Source organism: Devosia soli, assembly GCF_000970455.1.
Taxonomy (GTDB): Bacteria; Pseudomonadota; Alphaproteobacteria; order Rhizobiales; family Devosiaceae; genus Devosia; species Devosia soli.
Genome location: NZ_LAJG01000014.1, coordinates 277,021 through 295,497 on the forward strand (window position 1 = coordinate 277,021; position 18,477 = coordinate 295,497).

Here is an 18,477-nt window from a genome sequence, read left to right on the forward strand (position 1 = left end):
CGCAAACGAAGCGAGGCGGCGACAAGTGTCATATGGGGCGCTCTATAGAATCTGCCAACTCTGCGGTCAAACCGCGAGTGCCCCTATCTGTCCCGCACTCAGCGCATGAACGTTACGCTGCCTCGTTGGTGACCATCCGCGCAATGAAGCCGCGCACGTCTTCGACCATCAGGCCCAGATCGGCAATGCGTTCCTGCGTCAACGGGCGGCCGCTGCGCATTTCGTGTTCCATCGCCTTGGCGATGTCGGCGATGGACCATGCGCCAACACCCGAGGCCGCTCCTTTGATCGAATGCAGCACCAAGGCAATATCGTCAAAGCTCGCAGCCAGCTGCAGCTTTTCATAGTAAGTCTTAAGCGTGGTATCGAAAAGTCGCAGCACTTCCAGCTCCAGCGACTCATCGCCCAGACATTGCTTGGCAAGGTGCACGAGATCGACCGGTCGAACGGCGCGGGTTGTGGTTTCGGTGAGCGTTTCGGTTTTCGCAGCCGGGCTGGCGGGGGGCATTTCGGTTGCTCCAAGCACGCGGCTGCGCATCGGCAGCCGACAATTCTTTTGCCAGAGCCTAGAGTGACCTCATGAACAGGCTGTTAAGCCCCAACTTCGCCTTTGTTTGCCGCCTATGTGCGCCGGTTTCCACGGCAAAAATTAACCTTTAGGTAGGAAATCGTTCGGATTGCATCAAATTGAATGTAATAGTGAACGCTGAACCAGCGCGCGGCGGCGAAGGGTTCGGGAACTGGCGATCATTTGCATCGAATTGTTCCGGTTTGACCACGGGGCCAGAAACGCCTCCGGGGGTAAATCTACTCCTGAAGTCCGCTTTGTCGCTGCACTGCCGACGCGAGAGTTGTAGAGAGTATGGCCAATAATCAGAATAACCAGAACGATCCGGCGGCGCTGGCCTTTTCTGCGGTAGAAGACGCTCTCAAGGATTCGGTGTTCAGCCTCGATCCGGCCAACCGCGCCAAGACTGAGAAGAAGCCCGAGCAGCCCCGCTCCGAACGTTTACGCGCTGCCGATAAGATCGCGCAGCAGGCCGGCTCCGTCGCCAATGACGATCGCGCCTCCGCTGCACGGCTTCTCTATGGTCTACAGAATCGCTCCTCCGCCGCGCCCACCTGGCTTGCCCTACTCCTCTCGCTCCTCTGGGTCGGCGTCGCCGGCACTGTGGGCGCAGTGCGTTATGGCGCGCAGATGGCCAATTTCGGTCAGTTCGCCGGCACGATCGAATTCATCTCTCTAGTCGCCATTATCGTTCTGCCGGTCCTCGGCTTCTTTGCTGTCGCGACGCTGATCCGTCGCGCGCAAGATCTGCGCAATGCTGCCTCCTCCATCACCCAGGCCGCTATCCGCCTCGCCGAGCCTGAAGTGACTGCCGCTGATAAGGTCGCTTCCGTGGGCCAAGCCGTGCGCCGCGAAGTCAATGCTCTCGGCGATGGCCTCGAACGCGCGCTCTCCCGCGCCGGCGAGCTCGAAGTGATGATCCATAACGAGGTCACCGCGCTCGAACGCACCTATTCGGACAACGAGTCGCGCATGCGCGCCCTCATCGCCGAACTCGCCAACCAGCGCGAGAGCGTTCTCACCAATACCGAGCGCGTGCGCGAAGCGATCACCGAGAGCCACACCGGCCTCGTCTTCGACCTCGACATGATCAGCCAGCGCATCGCTGGCACCATCGTCGAAAGCGGCGGCAATCTCGCCCGCGCTCTCGAAAGCGGTGGCGAAGCGATCAATGCCTCCTTCTCGGAACGCGCTGATAACTTTGCCCAGTTGATGGACAATCGCACCACCGATTTTCTCAGCGCGCTCGATGAAAGCGCCGGCCGCGTCTCCGGCGTCGTCGAAGACAGTACCGCCTTGGTCAATTCGAGCTTTGAGAATCGTACCCGCGACTTCCAGGCCAATATCGAACGTCATATCGAAAGCCTGACCGAGGCGCTCGATGCCCGCGCCGGCACAATCGGCTCTTCGCTCGATAGCCAGACGCTGATGCTGACAGCCGCCATCCAGGACAAGACTGATGCGCTTGCCAATCTCCTGGCCATCAATTCGACCAAGCTTATCGAGCAGTGGGGTCAGCGCGGTGATCTGATCAACCGTGCGCTTGAGGATCTCGGTAGCCGTGTGGGCGAAGACGTCACCGGTCGCGCTCGCGAGGCCGAAACCATGCTGAGCCAGCTCTCGCGCCAGCTCGATGAGTCGGTGTCGATCCAGCTCAACGCTCTCGAAAGCCGCCTCCAGTCGGCGATCATCGAAATCAACGGCGCTCTCGACGATACCGCCGAGCGTGCGCGCGTCACCGTTTCGACCGCGGGCCAGGAGTCGCTCGGTCAGTTCGATACGCGTCTCACCGAAATCACCGGCCTCCTCGATGAACGTCTGTCGGCGCTCGACAACGTCATCGGCGACAAGGGCGACCAGCTGCTCAACCGCCTCGACCAGCACGGCACGAGCTTCCAGACGCGCGCCAACGTCCTCGAAATGGCGCTCAACGAAGAGTCCGGCCGCTTCAACGATATCGTTTCCGAGCGCACGCGCGAGATGAACGAGGTCATCGGGGCCAAGGCCGCTGCCATCACCGAGAGCCTGACCAATCGCACCCGCGACATTTCCGAACGTCTCGACACCTACGCCGAGAGCCTCGGTGAAACGCTCGATTCACGCACGAGCCGGATCGACGAAGTTCTGACGAGCCGTTCCGAAACGCTCGCTAACCGCCTCGATAGCTATGTTGGCGCAATCGATACGAGCCTCGATAGCCGCACGGCCCGCATCGACGACGTCCTCTCGAACCGGTCGCAATCGCTGACCACGCGTCTGGACTCCTATGCCGAAACGCTCAATCTCGACCTCGACAGCCGCACAAGTCAGATCGACGAGGTCCTGACGAGCCGTTCCGAGACCTTGGCAAACCGCCTCGATAGCCACGCGGAGACACTTCGCAGCGATCTCGACGGCAGGACCAATCAGATCGACCAAGTGCTGACCAGCCGGTCCCAGACCCTGGCAGACCGCCTCGACACGCATGCCGAGACACTCCGCGGCGATCTCGACAGCCGGACCAATCAGATCGATCAGGTCCTGCTCAACCGGTCACAGACCTTGGCGAACCGCCTCGATTCCTATGCCGAGACGCTGAACCTCGATCTCGAAGGCCGCGCCGGCCAGATCGAAGAAGTGCTCGCAAGCCGCGTCGGCGAGATCGGCAATGCCATCGCCGCGGGTGCGGAGGCGCTCGAAAACACCCTGTCCGGCCGCAGCGTCGAACTGTCCGAAGCCATCCGTCAGCGTTCGCAAGAACTCGGCCAGACGCTCACCACCAGCACCCAGGCGTTCGACCAGGCCATTGCCGGCCGCACCCAGCGCCTCGCCGATACTCTTTCGGAGCGAACCAACACGCTTTCGCTCGAAATCGAAAGCCGCACCGGTGCACTTTCGGGCCAGCTCGAAGAGCGCACGCAGACCCTCGCGGCAACGCTCGACGAAAAGCAGAGCGAATTTGCCGCTGCGCTTGATCAGCGCCAAGGCGTTTTCGCCTCGGCCATCGAAGAACGCGCCGGCCGCTTCGTTGCCGATCTCGAAGCGCGCACCGCCACAATGGCGGGCGCTCTCGATACCCGCACGAGCGAACTCAACGCTTCCTTCGAGCGCCAGACCGGCGCCCTCTCCGAAGCCATCTCGCGCGAAGGCGCCGCCCTCACCGAAGCGCTCGACGCACGCACCCAGGAACTCGCCTCGACCGTCGGCACTCGCACACAGCAGCTGTCCGCCGCTCTTGCGGCCCGCACCCAGGCTCTGTCCGATACCCTGGCGACGCAAACGAGCTCCATGGGCGAAACCATCGGCCTTCACACGGCCGAACTCGCCCAGACGCTCGACCAGCACAGCGCCGCTGCACGCGAGTCGGTCGATGCCTCGCTGCGCAACGCCACGGAAACCATGTCGAGCCGTCTCGGTGAACTGTCGTCGGCGGTTGCCGGCAAGGTGGCCGATATCGGCACGGCCATGTCCGAACAGCTCAACACCGCGCTCACCCGCGTCGATGAAGCACAGTCGGGCGTCACTGGCCGCATCGACGCCGCCAGCGCCAGTTTCGACGACAGCGTCCGCCGCGCCACGGAAATCGTGGAAACCGGCGTCAATGCCGCCCGTCAGTCGATGGTCGACCTCGTCGACAAGCGCCTCGGCACCCTGCCCGAAGCCATCACGGCTCGTGCAGACATCACAGCCGAGCGCCTTGCCGCGCTTAACGCGTCGATCAATACGTCCATCACCCAGTCGATGGCCGATCTCGAAGCCGGCGCCGATCGGATCGAGGAAACCATCTCGACGCGCATCACCGCCGCAACCCACGCCATCTCCGACGACGTGGCCAATACGGCCAATCGGATGGACTCGGCCGTTCGCTCTGCTCTCGAGCAAATCCGCCTCGCGGCCGGTACCATCGACGACATCGTCTCGGTCCGTGCCGTGAACACGGTCGATTCCATCGAGCGCCGCCTGTCGGACATCAACCAGTCGGTCGAAAGCCACACCTCCGAATTCGCTGCTCTCGTCGATCAGAAGTCGAGCGAACTGCAATCGGCCCTGCGCAGCCATGGCAACCTCCTGAGCCAGGCGCTCGCCGACAACGCCCGCGGCGCCGAAGAGCTGATGTCGGTTTCCACCAGCCGCATCCTCACGGACGTTACCGCGGCCCTCAACAAGCTCAACGATTCCAATCTGCTGCTCCAGCGCGTCCTCGACGCCTCGACCACCAACCTTGCCACGCTTGAAACCAGCATCGCCCAGCAGACCGCCAGCTATGCCGGCACCATGCGTGATGCCATGGGCCAGACCGAGCAGGCTGGTGAACTGGTCAGCCGCCATGTCGGCGCGCTGCAGAACACCATTCGTGGCATGGTCGAAGAGTTTTCCAGCATCCTCGGCAAGCTCGACATGGAAGTCGTCAGCATGTCCCAGGCGTCCCGCGCCCTCGAATCGACCAGCGAAAACGCGCTGGAATCGCTCGAGGAACGTCGTGCCGCCATGGACGCTCTGGCCCACAGCTTCGCCACGCGCGCCGACGACATCGACGGCCGCATGCGCATGTTCGCCCAGTCGATCGCCGACACGGTCAACGACACGGAACGCCGCATGATTGCCGCGCGCCGCGCCATGGATGACGCGCTGCAGTCGACCTCGGCCAATGTCAATGACGCGCTCACGACCACTACGAGCGCCATTACCGAGGCCCTGTCCAGCGCCACTTCGAACGTCAGCGATGCGCTTTACGTCACCAACGAGCGGTTCACCTCGACGATCAACGAGCGTACCTCGCAGGTCGACAATGTCGTCCAGCGCGCTGCAGAAGCTGCCGCCGCCGCCCTTGGGCAGACGGCATCGACTGTCCGCGCTGCCCTCTCGAGCCAGACCGAGCAGGTCAACACCGCGCTCGAGGACAATGCCGCCCGCGTCAGCGATCTCCTCGCCTCGACCGCCGGCAGCGTCACCGACGTTCTGACCTCCACTACCAGCACCCTGGCGGACACGATCAACGACTCGACCAACACGGTCCGCTCCGCCATCGCGTCCAACACCAGCCAGCTGCGCCAGGCCGTCGATCAATCGACTGCGGTTTTCCGCCAGTCGCTCGACCAGACCTCGGAGGACGTTACCTCCAAGCTTGGCGATTTCCGCGAAACGGCCGACGGCGAAAGCCGTCGCACGAATGCCGTTCTCCAGGACGCACAGCGTCGCCTGGTCAGCGAAATGCAGCAGGCCATCGAGGAAGCCACCCAGCGCTTCAGCGAAACGGCCCGCGCCATGCGCGAAACGGCCCGCGAAGTCGGCCACGAGCTCGAAGCGACGCGCGCCGAACTGGCTCGCGGCGTCAATGAGCTGCCCGAAGAAACCCGCGCCAGCGCCGCAGCCATGCGTCGTGTCGTGGCCGAGCAGATCGAGGCCCTCAGCGAACTCAACGCCATCGTCCGCAACCAGCCGGCGACGCACGATCTCACCGACCGTCGCAGCACTCAGCCGCGCCAGTCGGCCCCGGCCCGCCAACCCGAGCCGGCGCCGTACCAGCCACGCCAGCCAGAACCCGCGCCCGAGACCTACCGTACCGAGCCACAGCCCACCCAGACGCTTGTCGATCCGATCCGCACACGTCCCGCTATCGACACTGTGCGGCCGACTGTTCGTGCTGCTGCACCGGTTCAGCAACCTGCCCCGGCTCGCGCCGACGTGCAGCCGCGCCAGGCCGATCCGATCCGCACCGAACCCGTGCGCACTGCGCCGGCTACCCCAGCCCCTGCACCCCGTCAGGAGCCGGAAGCTGGCGAAGGCAGCGGATGGCTGCGGGACGTTTTGCGCAACGCATCAGCAAGCCAGGCCGGCGCCCAGCCGGCCCAACAAGGTCTTTCGACGCTGACTGAGGAAATCGCCCGCGCCATCGACGATAGTGCCCTGGCAGACGCCTGGGCCCGCTATCAGGCCGGGGAATCTAACGTCTTCTCGCGCCGCATCTATTCGCTGACGGGCCAGAGCACCTATGACGAAGTCCGCAAGCGCCTGCAGCGCGATCAGGATTTCGCCCGCACCGCGCAGGCCTATATGAGCGATTTCGAGCAACTCCTTAAGCGCGCCGCCGCCGGCCCGCGTCCGGCTGCCGAAACCCGCGAATACCTGTTGTCCGATCGTGGCAAGGTCTACACCACCCTCGCCCATGCGAGCGGCCGCCTCAGCTGAGGGCGACCAGCTCATGCGAAAGGCCCCGGAGCGATCCGGGGCCTTTTTTTATATCTTGAGAACGGCGAGATCTGGAACGTCATCCTCCAGCCCATGCCACTGATATCATCAGTGCATCCAGATATTTCAGCTCGCCCGGGCAGCCTTCATCTGCATCGACACCCAGATGCATCCCGCCCCTGCCAGTGCGAACCCTGCAGCCACGAAATAGGCTTGTCCCCCCATGGACGGCACCAGCCAGCCGAACCCAACCAGAGCCACCGCCGACAATAGCTGTTGTCCGACGACGAATAGGCTTTGGGTTTCCGCCGCGATATTCTCGCTGGTCCAATTGGCGATGAAGTGAACGCAGCCAAGATATCCTACGGCAAAGGTGATGCCGTGCGAAAGCTGCAGCGCAATGAGCACGGCGACATTGGGCTCGAACCCCATCAGCAGCCACCGGAAGACCGATGCCACGGCAGATACGAGCATGATGCCACGAGCCGAAATCCGCCCGCCGAGCCGCTTCCACAAAAACATCACTGCCGCCTCCGAAGCTGCGCCCAGCGCAATCAGCGGTCCGATCACATCCTCTGGGATACCCTGTGCCTTCCAGAGGAGTGAGCCGAAGGCATTGAGCACGGTGTGCGTGCCATAGATCATGCAAAAGCCGAAGAGAGGCAGGATGAACCATGGTTTCGCAACCTCCCGCAGGCTGCCGGTTTTGGGAGCGGCAGCAGCAACCGATATAGTCAGCTGCTCCGCCGGCGCGCGAAACGGGGGCAGTTGCAAGGACGCTGCCGCTCGCAGGATGGCCAGCCCGACAAAGAGCGGCACGAAGATTGCCGCGCCGAACCAGACGACAAGATAACCCGTCAAGCCGTTGAAGAGCATGTAGCCGACCGTACCCCAGGCCCGCATGACGCCAAAATCGGTGCCGTTGCGCCGCGCCAGTCGCATGCTTGCGGCATCGAGCACGGGGCCGATCGCGCCGCCAGGAAGGCTGGCCAGCGTCCAGAACAGCAGGATGCCCCAGAATTCGTTGACGAAGAACAATCCTATGGGGACGATGCCGCCAATCAGCGCCCCGATAACGATCACTTGCCGCCAGTCCCTGGCGCGATCCGCCACGCGACCAACGATCAGGTTGAAGGCAAGGATGACGATGATCGGCACCGCATTGATGAGTCCTGTCTGCTCGGCGTGATGCCCTTGCCACTCAGCCAGATCGGCAGAAACATCACGGCTGCGCCGCTGCCGGTGAAGAAAGTGCCATAGAAGATTGACGTGCGGACTTCGGGCGTCAGGCGGGCGGAGCTCTGGCTCATGCGTATGACCGGCAGGTGAGGTTCGAGGCGATGCTGCCTCGGCAATCAATTGGCGCGAACAGCGTCCTTGGGGGGACGGAGCCGCAGCGAGACGATCACGCAGACCATGGCGATCGAACACGTCACCGTTGAAGCGAAGAACGCTCCAGAGCCAAACCACTCCATCAGCCAGCCAAAACAGATCAGCATGACCATGGCTGCGCCCTGGTTGAGCATATTCGCAAAGCCCTGTGCTTCGGCTGCATTGGATTCGTGAGTCCAGTTGGCGATGAAGTGGACGACCCCGAAATAGCCCATGCCGAACGTGAAGGCGTGAAGAAGCTGCACAACGAAGAGAATCTGAACCGGCGGCGCAAACGCCAGGATGGTGAAACGCAGGACACCCGCGACTGCAGCGGCAAGAATCATGTTTCGTGCCGTGACGCGCCCACCAAAGCGCCGCCAGCCGAGCATTAGCGCAGCTTCGCCCACGGCCGCAATGCCGAGCAGCGGACCGAGGAAGTAGCTCGGCACGCCATGCTGATTCCAGAGCAGCGCGCCAAAGCTGCCGATCACCGCATTGCTCGAGTTGACGAGCGAAAAAGCCACGAGTGGCAGTACGAACCAGAGCTGCAGGGAATCCTTGAGCCGCGGCCGTGCCACGGGCGACGCCGCCGGCACGTCTGCAAGAGTCACTTCTGGTGCCGGGGCACGAAAACGGGGCAGCAAAAAGCCGAGCAGAGCCCGCAGGATCGTCATGATTAGGTAGAGCGTGACGAACGCTCCGGCCCCCAAGAAGGTGATGGACGCACCGATACCCGCAGCACCAACCACATAGCCGATCGTGGCCCAGGCACGGACGGCGCCGAAATCGGTGCCATTGCGGCGCGTCATACGGACGGTCGCTGCGTCGATGATCGGAGCTATGAGGCCGTTCGACATGGCTGTCAGCGCCCAGATCAGCAAGATCCCCCAGAATTCCGAAACAAAGTAGAGTCCGACAGGCGCGAGCGATGCGACAAGCGAAAGCGCGATGATGGCCGTACGCCAGTCGTCTGCCCGGTCGGCAATCCGCCCTATGACCATGTTGAGCAGCAGGAGCCCAAGCATCGGCAAGGCATTGATGAGACCGATCTGATCGGCAGGAATGCCATGCTGGCTGAGCCAGATCCCAAGAAAAACGGACTGCACCGCGCCCGGAAGATAGACCGAAAATTGGTATAGCGATGCGCGCGCTTCGGGCGTCGTGAAGCGCGATAAGACGGCGGACATGGAAAAGACTCCGGGCACAATAGCGCCCCGAAACTCTCAGTGCCTCGCTAGAGCACACATTGCAAGCAGCAAATGCCCACACTGTGCAACGATACAAAAAGCGCGACGGGCTGTGGCCCGCGGGCGACAAAAGGCGCGATATCAGCCGGCTTGTCCTCGCGCCACCAACGCGGCAATCTTTGCTCGCGAGGACGAAGCCAACCGGACTCTACTCGGTGGCAGCCCGACGAAGTCTGGCCTTGCGCGGCTCGCCGACGATCATTTCGGTCCATTTGATCATCTCGAAATGCCCGTCGTGATTTTCGACCACTGCCGTGCAGCTCTCCACCCAATCGCCGGTATTGATGTAATGGATACCGAGGCGATCGTGCATGTCGGCAAAGTGGATATGGCCACAGATGACGCCATGAACGCCTGACTCCTTGGCCTCGTGCACCAGCGCTTCCTCGAAGCGCCCGATAACGGAGACGGCGTTTTTGACCTTCTGCTTGGCCCAGGCGCTGAGCGACCAATATTGAAGCCCCAGCCGCCGCCTCACCCAGTTGATCAGGATGTTGACGCGAAGCGCAAAGTTGTAGGCCCAGTCACCCACATGGGCGAGCCACTTGGCGTTCATGACGACGACGTCGAACTGATCGCCGTGAATAACGAGATAGGTCCGCCCTGTCGCCGAGGTGTGTACGGTTCGGTCCACGAGCTCGATCTCGCCAAAGTAGGTGCCGAGATATTCACGCAGAAATTCATCGTGATTGCCGGGCAGATAGACGACGCGCGTTCCAGCCGTGGCCTTATCGAGAAGAATACGCGCCAGCACATTGTAGTCCTCGGGCCAGTGCCAGGCCTTGGCCAGGCGCCAGCCATCCAGGATGTCGCCGACGAGATAAATCGTCTCGGCATCATGAACACGGAGGAATTCGATAAGCTGCTTGATCCTGGTTGGCTTCATGCCCAGGTGCACGTCGGAGAGGAACAACGCCCGGACTTGCCGGACCTCGCGGTCATCCGTCATTGCCCTCAAGTCCTCCAAATCGCCCGCGCACCTTAGCTTCGGACGTTGCAGGAGGAAACTGGCATCATTAGAAAGACGTGGAAAGCCAGGCTATTTCAGCCTTTCCTTGAGCGCCACGATCCGTCCATAGCTTTCCTCGATCCGCGCTTTGAATGCTGGATCGGCTGCAGCTTGCGTGAGAAGAATGTCCAAAACTTCCTTTGACAGGGTCGGGCGCTGATAGCCGGTGTTGGAAAACAGCAGGATATCCATTCCCGCCCTCACACCCTCGACCACAGTCTGTTTCAGCGTGAAATGATCGCGGATAGCACCCATTTCGAGATCGTCGCTGATCACCACACCATCGAATCCGAGATCGGTCCGCAGAACGCCGTCGATCCAGCGCTTCGATAAGGACGATGGCGTCTGTTCGGCACCATCGGCGTAGTCCGCATGATAAAGGTGACCGACCATCACCATATCCACAACCCCCTCGCCGATCAGCGCGCGATAAGGTTCCAGTTCGTCCTCGCTCCAGGTCTTGGTGATATCGACGAAGCCCTCATGGCTATCGGCCGTCGAGGATCCGTGTCCCGGAAAATGCTTGAGCGCCGTGGCCAATCCGACCGCATGGTGCGCCGCGATAAAGGCCCGATCGTAATCGACGACCGTCTTGGGATCGGCACTGAAAGCCCGGCCAAACTTGGCGATGACCTGATTATCCGGGTTGCTGTTGAGGTCCGCCACCGGCCCGAAATTGACGGTGAAACCCTCTTTGACGATCCCCTCCGCCATCTTGCGATAGATCGCCTCGGCCTCATCCGGCGTATTTTCGGCGGCGATGACGACGGCGCGCGGAATTTCGGTAAAGCCGACATCCTCGGTCAGCCGCTCCACCGCCCCGCCTTCCTGATCGAGCGTAATGAATGGCGGCAAGTCCGGCGAGGCGCCACGGAAAGCCGCATTCATCTGCTCGACCGCAGCAAGGCTCGCGACATTCTTCTTGAGATACATGACGCCGCCTAGCCGCCCGGCCTTCAGCTCCGCCGCAACGGCCTTGACGCTCGCGTCTCCAGCGTCATCGCCGTCAAAGCCCACGACGATCATCTGCCCCGCCATCTCCTCGAGCGTTGCAGCATGTGCAGGCACCGCAACGGTCAGGCATGCAAGGGCGGCAAAAAATAGCGTGCGCAAATCAGGGCTCCGGCAATCGAATCTGCCCGCACATTGCTCACGGAAAGCGGGCGAGACAATGACTGAGGTGACCGACCCAAGGCCACCCAAGTCCAGCCTCGCCCCAAAGGGGGAGGTGCACATCACGTTTTGGATGAGATCGAGTCCCAATCACCGGCCGACACCTCCCTCCTAGATCGGGTAGGCTGGCAGGAGATGATGGCCCATCGACCTACTTATTTTGCCGATTGCTGATCAGATCATCCACCACGGCCGGATCTGCCAGCGTCGACGTATCGCCCAAGGACCCGAAATCGTTCTCGGCCACCTTACGCAGGATGCGCCGCATGATCTTGCCCGAGCGCGTCTTCGGCAGGCCTGGCGCCCACTGGATCAAGTCCGGCGTCGCAATCGGCCCGATTTCCTTGCGCACCCAGTTCCGGAGCTCGCTGCGCAATTCGTCCGAACTCGCCTCGCCCGCCATCAGCGTCACATAGCAATAAATGCCCTGCCCCTTGATGTCGTGCGGATAACCGACGACTGCCGCTTCCGACACTTTCGGATGTGCCACGAGCGCGCTTTCGACCTCGGCGGTCCCCAGCCGGTGCCCAGAAACATTGAGCACATCGTCGACCCGCCCGGTAATCCAATAATAGCCGTCGCTATCCCGCCGGCAGCCGTCGCCGGTAAAATAATAGCCTTTGTATTGGGAAAAATAGGTGTCAACGAAGCGCTGATGGTCGCCATAAACGGTCCGCATCTGCCCCGGCCAACTGTCGGCAATCGCCAGCACGCCCTCGGCTTTGGTCTGGTTCTGGACCACCCCTTCCGGCGACAGCACGACCGGCCTGACGCCAAAGAATGGCTTGGTCGCCGAACCCGGCTTGGTCGGAAAAGCGCCGGGGAGCGGCGCAATCATGTGCCCGCCCGTTTCCGTCTGCCACCAGCAATCGACGATGCCGCACCGCTCCTTGCCGACGTGCTTGTAATACCACATCCAGGCTTCTGGATTGATCGGCTCGCCCACCGTGCCCAGAAGGCGCAGGCTCGGCATGTCGTATTTGTCGGCGAATTCGGCCCCGGCACCCATCAACGCGCGGATCGCGGTCGGCGCCGTATGGAACACGTTCACCTTGTGCTTTTCGACGACCTGCCAGAAGCGGCTCGCGTCCGGATAGCTTGGCACGCCTTCGAACATCAGCGTCGTCGCCCCGTTCGCCAACGGCCCATAAACGATATAGGTGTGCCCGGTGATCCAGCCGACATCGGCCGTGCACCAGAACACTTCGCCATCGCGATAGTCGAAGGTCAGCTCATGGGTCAGCGACCCATAGACGAGATAGCCTCCCGTCGTGTGCAGCACGCCCTTGGGCTTGCCGGTCGAGCCCGAGGTGTAGAGGATGAAGAGCGGATCTTCCGCATTCATCGGTTCTGGCGGGCAATCCGCACTCACCTTGGCCGCCTCGTCGTCATACCAGACGTCGCGGCCCGCCTCCATGGCGACGGCATTGCCGGTCACCTTGGTGACGATTACCCGTTCGACGCCGCCGACCTTGGACAGCGCCGCGTCGACATTCTTCTTGAGCGCAATGGTCTTGCCGCCGCGGCGGCCTTCGTCGGCCGTCAGAATGATCTTCGAACCGCAATCCTCGACGCGGCCGGCGATGGAATCGGGCGAGAAACCGCCAAAGATCACCGAATGCACCGCGCCGATGCGCGTGCAAGCCAGCATGGCGACAGCTGTGTCGATCACCATCGGCATATAGATCGTGACGCGATCGCCCTTCTTGACGCCATTGGCCTTGAGGACATTGGCATAGCGGCAAACGCGCTCATGCAGCTCGCGATAGGTCGCCTTGCCATCCGTGCCCGGCGTGTCGCCTTCCCAGATGATCGCTGTCTGGTCGCCGCGCTTTTCGAGATGCCGGTCGAGGCAATTGTAGGAGACGTTGAGTACCCCATCCTCGAACCATTTGATCGAGATATCGGGATAGGCAAAGCTCGTGTTCTTGATGGTCTTGGGGAAAGTCACCCAATCGAGGCGCTTCGCCTGCTCTGCCCAGAATCCATCGGGATCGTCGATTGAGCGCTGATATTGCGCTTCGTAGTCGGCTTCCGTGGTTCTGGTATGCGCGAGTGCAGCCGCATTGGGCTGGAACAAGAGCTCGTCGCTCATTGTCGTCCTCCTAGTCTCTCCCGGCCCCCGTTCTAAAGAGCCCGGCAACTGCCCGCAACCCCTTGACCATTCGAGGCAAAGCTGCGGGCAAATGCCACGGTCCATTAACGGCCCTCGGCTATTCTTGCCTCTCGCAGGTATGCGCAAGGGAAGAGATCAATGGCAGAAATGACCATCCGGGCCGCCGAGCCCAAAGATATCGACCTCATTCACGCCGAACTGGAAGACGTCATCGCGACCTCCCCATTCTATAATGACCGCTTCAAGGCCTATGAAACGGCACGGCTCAACAAGACCTATCTGCAAAATCTTCTCGCCATCGATCCCTGGCACATCATGATCATGTGCGCCGATGGCGTCCCCGGCGGCGCGATGGTTTCCGGCCCCGAATTCGGCGCCGTCTTCCGCTATTGGAGCTGGGTGTTTCCATCCCATCGCCAGACAAAGCTGGGCATGTTCGGCATGCGCGCCTTCGACGAGCACTGGAACGAAAACCGCTTCCATAAGGCCTTCACCTTCGTACGTCCCGAAAACGAAGTCGCCCGCATGCTCCTCAAGCGCTACGGCTACAGGGAAACGGCACTGCTCGAGCAGCATATTTTCGGCCAGGATTATCTCTTGATCGAAAAATTCTACACCAAGGTCGGCGACGACTACGACAACGGCGTCAACATCGGTCGCCTCGGACGCTTGAGAAACAGCATCAAGGGTTTGGTGGGAGCCTAAGCACTTCCCGGCGCAGCCGCGCACATCCCTGGATCCATAAAAGTACTCACGAGAGGTGGCTTTAACGCTGTCTCAAGATCGATCCCAGCCTCCGCCGGCATGAAACCTAGTCAGCTCCCGCTACTCGGCAGCTACCACGACGCGACGGGTTCTGAACCACTGCATGATCGACACATCGACATGCGCGGTCCGCAACGCTGTTAGCCACAGCACCACCGACCAGATGCTGATCGCCAGGATCGCCGCCAGCGACGCGCCAATCAGCCCGAATTTCGGCACCAGCACCAGATTGCAGACGAACAGCGAAACGATTCCCATAGCGATCGCCGGCAGGCTCGCCCATGGCCGATCATGGATCGACAGCACGATGGCAGCCGGCCCAGTCACAGAACGCACCACCAGCGATAGACAAAGAATCGCCAGCGGCATTGCGCCGGCCGCAAATTCCGGTCCGAAAAGCGTCAGGGCGATAGGCGCCCCGATGATGGTTATAAGGAACAGCATGATAGCCACGCCGCTCGCCACCGCATTGGCCTCTCCCACCTTGCGGTTGAACGCCAGGCGATCGGCCTTTGCTTCGCTTTCGAACATATCCGGCATAGTCACGGCATAGACCGCCGCGACGCCGAATGACGCCAGCGAGAAGATGCGGGTGCAGACCCCGAAAATCGCGAGGTCCTCGCGGCTCAGTTGATGGCTGAGCAGCAGCAGGTCGATATCGAAAAAAAAATCCGTCGCAAGGCTGATGATCACCCATGGCAACGCGAAGCGCCACCAGCGCCGGCTTTCCGCCGTCTGCCCCGCTTCAGCTTCCGGAATGGTCTTGAGCCCGCTTAGCACGAACCCAAACTGAACCAGGGACACCACTATATAGCCGACCCCGATGATCCAGAGCATCTGGGTAAAGCCGGCATCGGCCACGCCGGCGCCAAGCGCGATAAGAAAAGCGCCAAGCACGATCATTGGCCGCAAGAGAGTGTCGGCAAAGAAGCCGGCAAACGGACGCTTGATACCCACCAGCACGGCGCCATTCACGTAAACGATCGCCGTCCCGAACGTCAGGAGCGCAAACGGCACGAAGTGCAGCGCCACCGCGCCCTGCCCCTGACCGATCCATTCGAGCAACATCGGTCCGGCAACGACCAGTCCGGCAAAGGCAAGGACCACATAGCCGTAAGCTCGGATCAGGAATGCGATAAGCTGTTGCCTGTTGCCGCGTGCCCGGTACTCGGCCGCAAAATAGGTACCGACGGTATGAAAGCCGAGCGGCATGACCACCGACACGAGATTGACCGTTGCTACCACCAGCAGGAATTCGCCCAGAAGTTCGGCGCCCCAGAGCCGCGCGATCAGCGCCTGCGTGACGAAGATCAGGCCAGCGCCGAACAATCGCGCGCCGAAAATGACCGAGGATTGCGACGCCAGTTTCCGCGCAAGACTCATTTGAGGTACTCGGGCCAGACATAGGGCGTCTGGTCCGCCCGCGCCTTGCTGCTGATGAGGCCGTTGATGTGCCGCCGCGCATGCTGGGCCACATCGCGCGCCGTGAAGGCGGCAGTGCCGAGGAGGCCCGACCACTCCGATCCGGCATAATTGAGCACCGGTGGCACGGGGCGGATGATTCCCGCAGTACCCACCATCCCCGTCTTGAATTGATGGAGGCCTTGGAACCCATCGGTTCCACCCAAGTCATACCATTGCGCCCGTGTATGGTCGCGCAGCCAGCGGATCACCTGCCAGTGGAGGAAGTAGCCTGCCCGAAGCGGCAAGGCCTTATCGTTGGTCGCCCCATAAAGGTAAACGGCCCGCTCGCCAGCCTTGAAGATCAGTGCGCCGGCGACAGTCTCATTGCCTTGCCTAACGAAAAACAGCTCGGGCCGCAGTGGCTCGTCGAGCGTCATCAGAGCATCGATGGTCTCGTAGGCGGAATGATCTGGAAATTGCTTCCGCTCGGTCATTGCCGCATAGAGCGCCTTGAACGCACCGATCTGATCCGGCTCGGCCCGGCTGAACTCAAGCCCGGCTTTGTCTGCCTTATTGAGCTGGCGGCGCCACGTCTGGTGGAAGCTTTTCCGCTGCTCTTCGTCTGAAAGCCTGAGTTTGACCAAATAGCGATCGGGAAACAGCAGGGTCGAGCCGCGCTTGAATCCGCGTGCCCGCAAATCGAGGTAGCCTTGGTTGATGTCGCCCGGCGCGGCATGCAGCAGCACCGAAAGCATCATCCGCCGCTTTTCGGCATAATCGGCGACCAGTGCTTCTGCCATGGCGAGCCTCAGGGCATCCGCATCGGGCTGGCGGCTGGACGCCAGCATCGGCGCCCACTTGACCACGGCAATCTCGCCGAGCCCGAGAGGCAATGGCTGGATCATCACAAGGACGCCACCGACGACAGCGCCGTTGCGCGAAAAGATCAGCGGCTCCTGGCGCACGCCTGGCCAGCGGATGGAGGCGAAAGCGTGCATCTGCTCCTGGCACACCTCGTCGAAGCTGCCGATGATCGCATCCCATTCGGTGCCGGAAACCTGCTTGACCCCCAGCATCAGTCCAGCGCTCGCAGCGCGCGGCTGCGCAAAAGGTAGCGGCTCCAGCGTTTGTTCGGCGATGACGGACATGAAAATCCCCGCAGCGTAGATATCTGTGGGGACGCTAATGGGTGCAGGTGTGCAAATCCCTATCGCCAAATGCGCACGGGGCCAAAACTCGGCCCCGTGGTTAGCGAAAGATCAAACGCTGGCCGGTAATTGCATCAATGCGCCGCGGCTGCCGTTGCGTGCGGCGTGTAGAGCAACGGAATTTCCGGAATGGTCACGAAGGCTCCAGCGCCCTCAAGCACCATGCGCACGGCAACGAACAGGATGATGAGCAGGCCGATCCAGGCAATCCAGCGGAACCGATGCAGCAACCGCGCAATGAACGTTGCCGCAACGCCCATCATGACGACAGACAACGCCAGACCGAAAATCAGCGCTTCGGTGTGGTGCTGCGCAGCGCCGGCGACGGCCAGCACATTGTCGAGCGACATCGAGACGTCGGCGATGATGATCTGGGTGACTGCCTGGCGCAGCGTTTTGCGCGGAGCCTTGCCGGCAACGGTGCCATCGGCGTTGAGATCGTTGCCCGAAAGCGCTTCGGTGGCCTCGCCCTCTTCTTCGTGGCTGACGCTCAGCTCGCGATACATCTTCCAGCAAACCCAGAGCAGCAGGATGCCGCCGGCGATCAATAAGCCGCCGCCGAGCGCCAGAAGCTGGGAAGTGATGAGGGCGAAGATGATGCGCAGGACGGTTGCGGCAGCGATACCGACGAGAATGGCCTTGCGGCGCAGGTCGGCCGGAAGCCCGGCAGCCGCGAGACCGATGACCACGGCATTGTCCCCCGCCAGCACCAGGTCAATCATGATGACCTGCAGCAGCGAGCTGAAGAAACTCGGATCGAGACCGAACATATGAAGATGACTTTCAGGTGAGCTAATCTGTTGCGGCTATACGACGCGCGATCCGCTGAGAAAAGCGCCACCTGGCCGAATTAGCCCAATTATCTATCTGCAAGGTCAGATGTGAACAGGCAAAGGCGGCCCGAAGGCCACCCAAGTGACCCCGCCTGTTACGGCAAGATTTTCCACGATAATGGAAATTGGGAGACTTTGGTGGGCGCACAAGGGCTCGAACCTTGGACCCGCTGATTAAGAGTCAGCTGCTCTACCATCTGAGCTATGCGCCCGTCTTTGAAGACCGGCACCAAAGTGGCGCCTCTCTACCAAGCGAGTTTTCGCCTGTCCAGCCCATACCGTCACATTCTGTGGATAAAATTCTGGGAGTGTTCTTCTCCCGGCTCACGCAGCGAGGCCCGCCCCCAGCGCTGTCGCTAAAAATCCCCAACCTGACGCTTCTTTCGGGCTGGGGATAAATGTTTCAGCTGCGCAGATGGCGGTATTCGGAGAACTGGTAAACATTGGCGGGCGGTTTGGGCTCGTCTGGCAGGGCATCTTCCATCAGCCCGATCGTGCGCTCGATAATGTGGCGCAACTGGCGGGATCGCTGATCCGCGCCCTGCAGGATGACCGCTGCGCGCTGTAGGTGGTCGCGTGCGAGCAGGTAAGTTGGGTTCACGCTATGCTCCT

At 61.6% G+C, this 18,477-nt stretch carries 12 protein-coding genes and 1 tRNA gene; 2 read left to right on the forward strand and 11 right to left on the reverse strand.

Annotated elements, in window-relative coordinates; translation table 11 throughout:
- Window positions 1–112: 112 nt before the first annotated feature.
- A complete protein-coding gene (locus VW35_RS05470) occupies window positions 113–508 on the reverse strand; it encodes an Hpt domain-containing protein (RefSeq protein ID WP_046142521.1) in 396 nt (131 codons plus the stop codon).
- Between the two features lie 354 nt (window positions 509–862).
- Between VW35_RS05470 and VW35_RS05475 the strand changes: the two genes are divergently transcribed.
- Window positions 863–6,736 carry an apolipoprotein A-IV repeat region-like domain-containing protein gene (locus tag VW35_RS05475; protein ID WP_046141989.1) on the forward strand — a complete coding sequence of 1,958 codons (5,874 nt, stop codon included), beginning with the start codon at window positions 863–865 and terminating at the stop codon, window positions 6,734–6,736.
- A gap of 126 nt (window positions 6,737–6,862) precedes the next feature.
- On the opposite strand, the gene VW35_RS05480 is transcribed toward VW35_RS05475, so the two are convergent.
- The 5 genes from VW35_RS05480 to acs form a co-directional block, all read right to left on the reverse strand.
- Window positions 6,863–8,206 carry an MFS transporter gene (locus VW35_RS05480; RefSeq protein WP_342016402.1) on the reverse strand — a complete coding sequence of 448 codons (1,344 nt, stop codon included), beginning with the start codon at window positions 8,204–8,206 and terminating at the stop codon, window positions 6,863–6,865.
- Complete coding sequence (locus VW35_RS05485) at window positions 8,092–9,297, reverse strand: MFS transporter (protein ID WP_046141991.1); 1,206 nt, start codon at window positions 9,295–9,297, stop codon at window positions 8,092–8,094. The genes VW35_RS05480 and VW35_RS05485 overlap by 115 nt, the downstream gene beginning before the upstream one ends.
- Before the next feature lie 208 nt (window positions 9,298–9,505).
- Complete coding sequence (locus VW35_RS05490; RefSeq protein ID WP_046141992.1) at window positions 9,506–10,306, reverse strand: UDP-2,3-diacylglucosamine diphosphatase; 801 nt, start codon at window positions 10,304–10,306, stop codon at window positions 9,506–9,508.
- Window positions 10,307–10,396: 90 nt separating this feature from the next.
- Window positions 10,397–11,479 carry a glycoside hydrolase family 3 N-terminal domain-containing protein gene (locus tag VW35_RS05495; protein ID WP_052951521.1) on the reverse strand — a complete coding sequence of 361 codons (1,083 nt, stop codon included), beginning with the start codon at window positions 11,477–11,479 and terminating at the stop codon, window positions 10,397–10,399.
- A gap of 211 nt (window positions 11,480–11,690) precedes the next feature.
- The gene (acs, locus tag VW35_RS05500) at window positions 11,691–13,634 is read right to left on the reverse strand and encodes an acetate--CoA ligase (RefSeq protein WP_046141993.1); all 1,944 of its coding nucleotides are present in this window, start codon (window positions 13,632–13,634) and stop codon (window positions 11,691–11,693) included.
- 159 nt (window positions 13,635–13,793) lie between these two features.
- Between acs and VW35_RS05505 the strand changes: the two genes are divergently transcribed.
- Complete coding sequence (locus VW35_RS05505) at window positions 13,794–14,360, forward strand: GNAT family N-acetyltransferase (protein ID WP_046141994.1); 567 nt, start codon at window positions 13,794–13,796, stop codon at window positions 14,358–14,360.
- A gap of 120 nt (window positions 14,361–14,480) precedes the next feature.
- Here the strand turns inward: VW35_RS05505 and VW35_RS05510 are convergent, their stop codons facing one another.
- The 5 genes from VW35_RS05510 to VW35_RS21245 form a co-directional block, all read right to left on the reverse strand.
- Window positions 14,481–15,803 carry a lipopolysaccharide biosynthesis protein gene (locus VW35_RS05510; protein ID WP_046141995.1) on the reverse strand — a complete coding sequence of 441 codons (1,323 nt, stop codon included), beginning with the start codon at window positions 15,801–15,803 and terminating at the stop codon, window positions 14,481–14,483.
- Window positions 15,800–16,972 carry a lipid II:glycine glycyltransferase FemX gene (locus VW35_RS05515; RefSeq protein ID WP_046141996.1) on the reverse strand — a complete coding sequence of 391 codons (1,173 nt, stop codon included), beginning with the start codon at window positions 16,970–16,972 and terminating at the stop codon, window positions 15,800–15,802. Before VW35_RS05515 ends, VW35_RS05510 begins: the two co-directional genes overlap by 4 nt.
- A gap of 134 nt (window positions 16,973–17,106) precedes the next feature.
- Window positions 17,107–17,802 (reverse strand): TerC family protein, encoded by a 696-nt coding sequence (locus VW35_RS05520; protein WP_046141997.1) that lies wholly within the window; start codon window positions 17,800–17,802, stop codon window positions 17,107–17,109.
- A 199-nt stretch (window positions 17,803–18,001) separates the two neighbouring features.
- Window positions 18,002–18,077: transfer RNA gene (locus VW35_RS05525), tRNA-Lys, on the reverse strand.
- 191 nt (window positions 18,078–18,268) lie between these two features.
- The gene (locus tag VW35_RS21245; RefSeq protein ID WP_152662492.1) at window positions 18,269–18,466 is read right to left on the reverse strand and encodes a hypothetical protein; all 198 of its coding nucleotides are present in this window, start codon (window positions 18,464–18,466) and stop codon (window positions 18,269–18,271) included.
- Window positions 18,467–18,477: the final 11 nt, after the last annotated feature.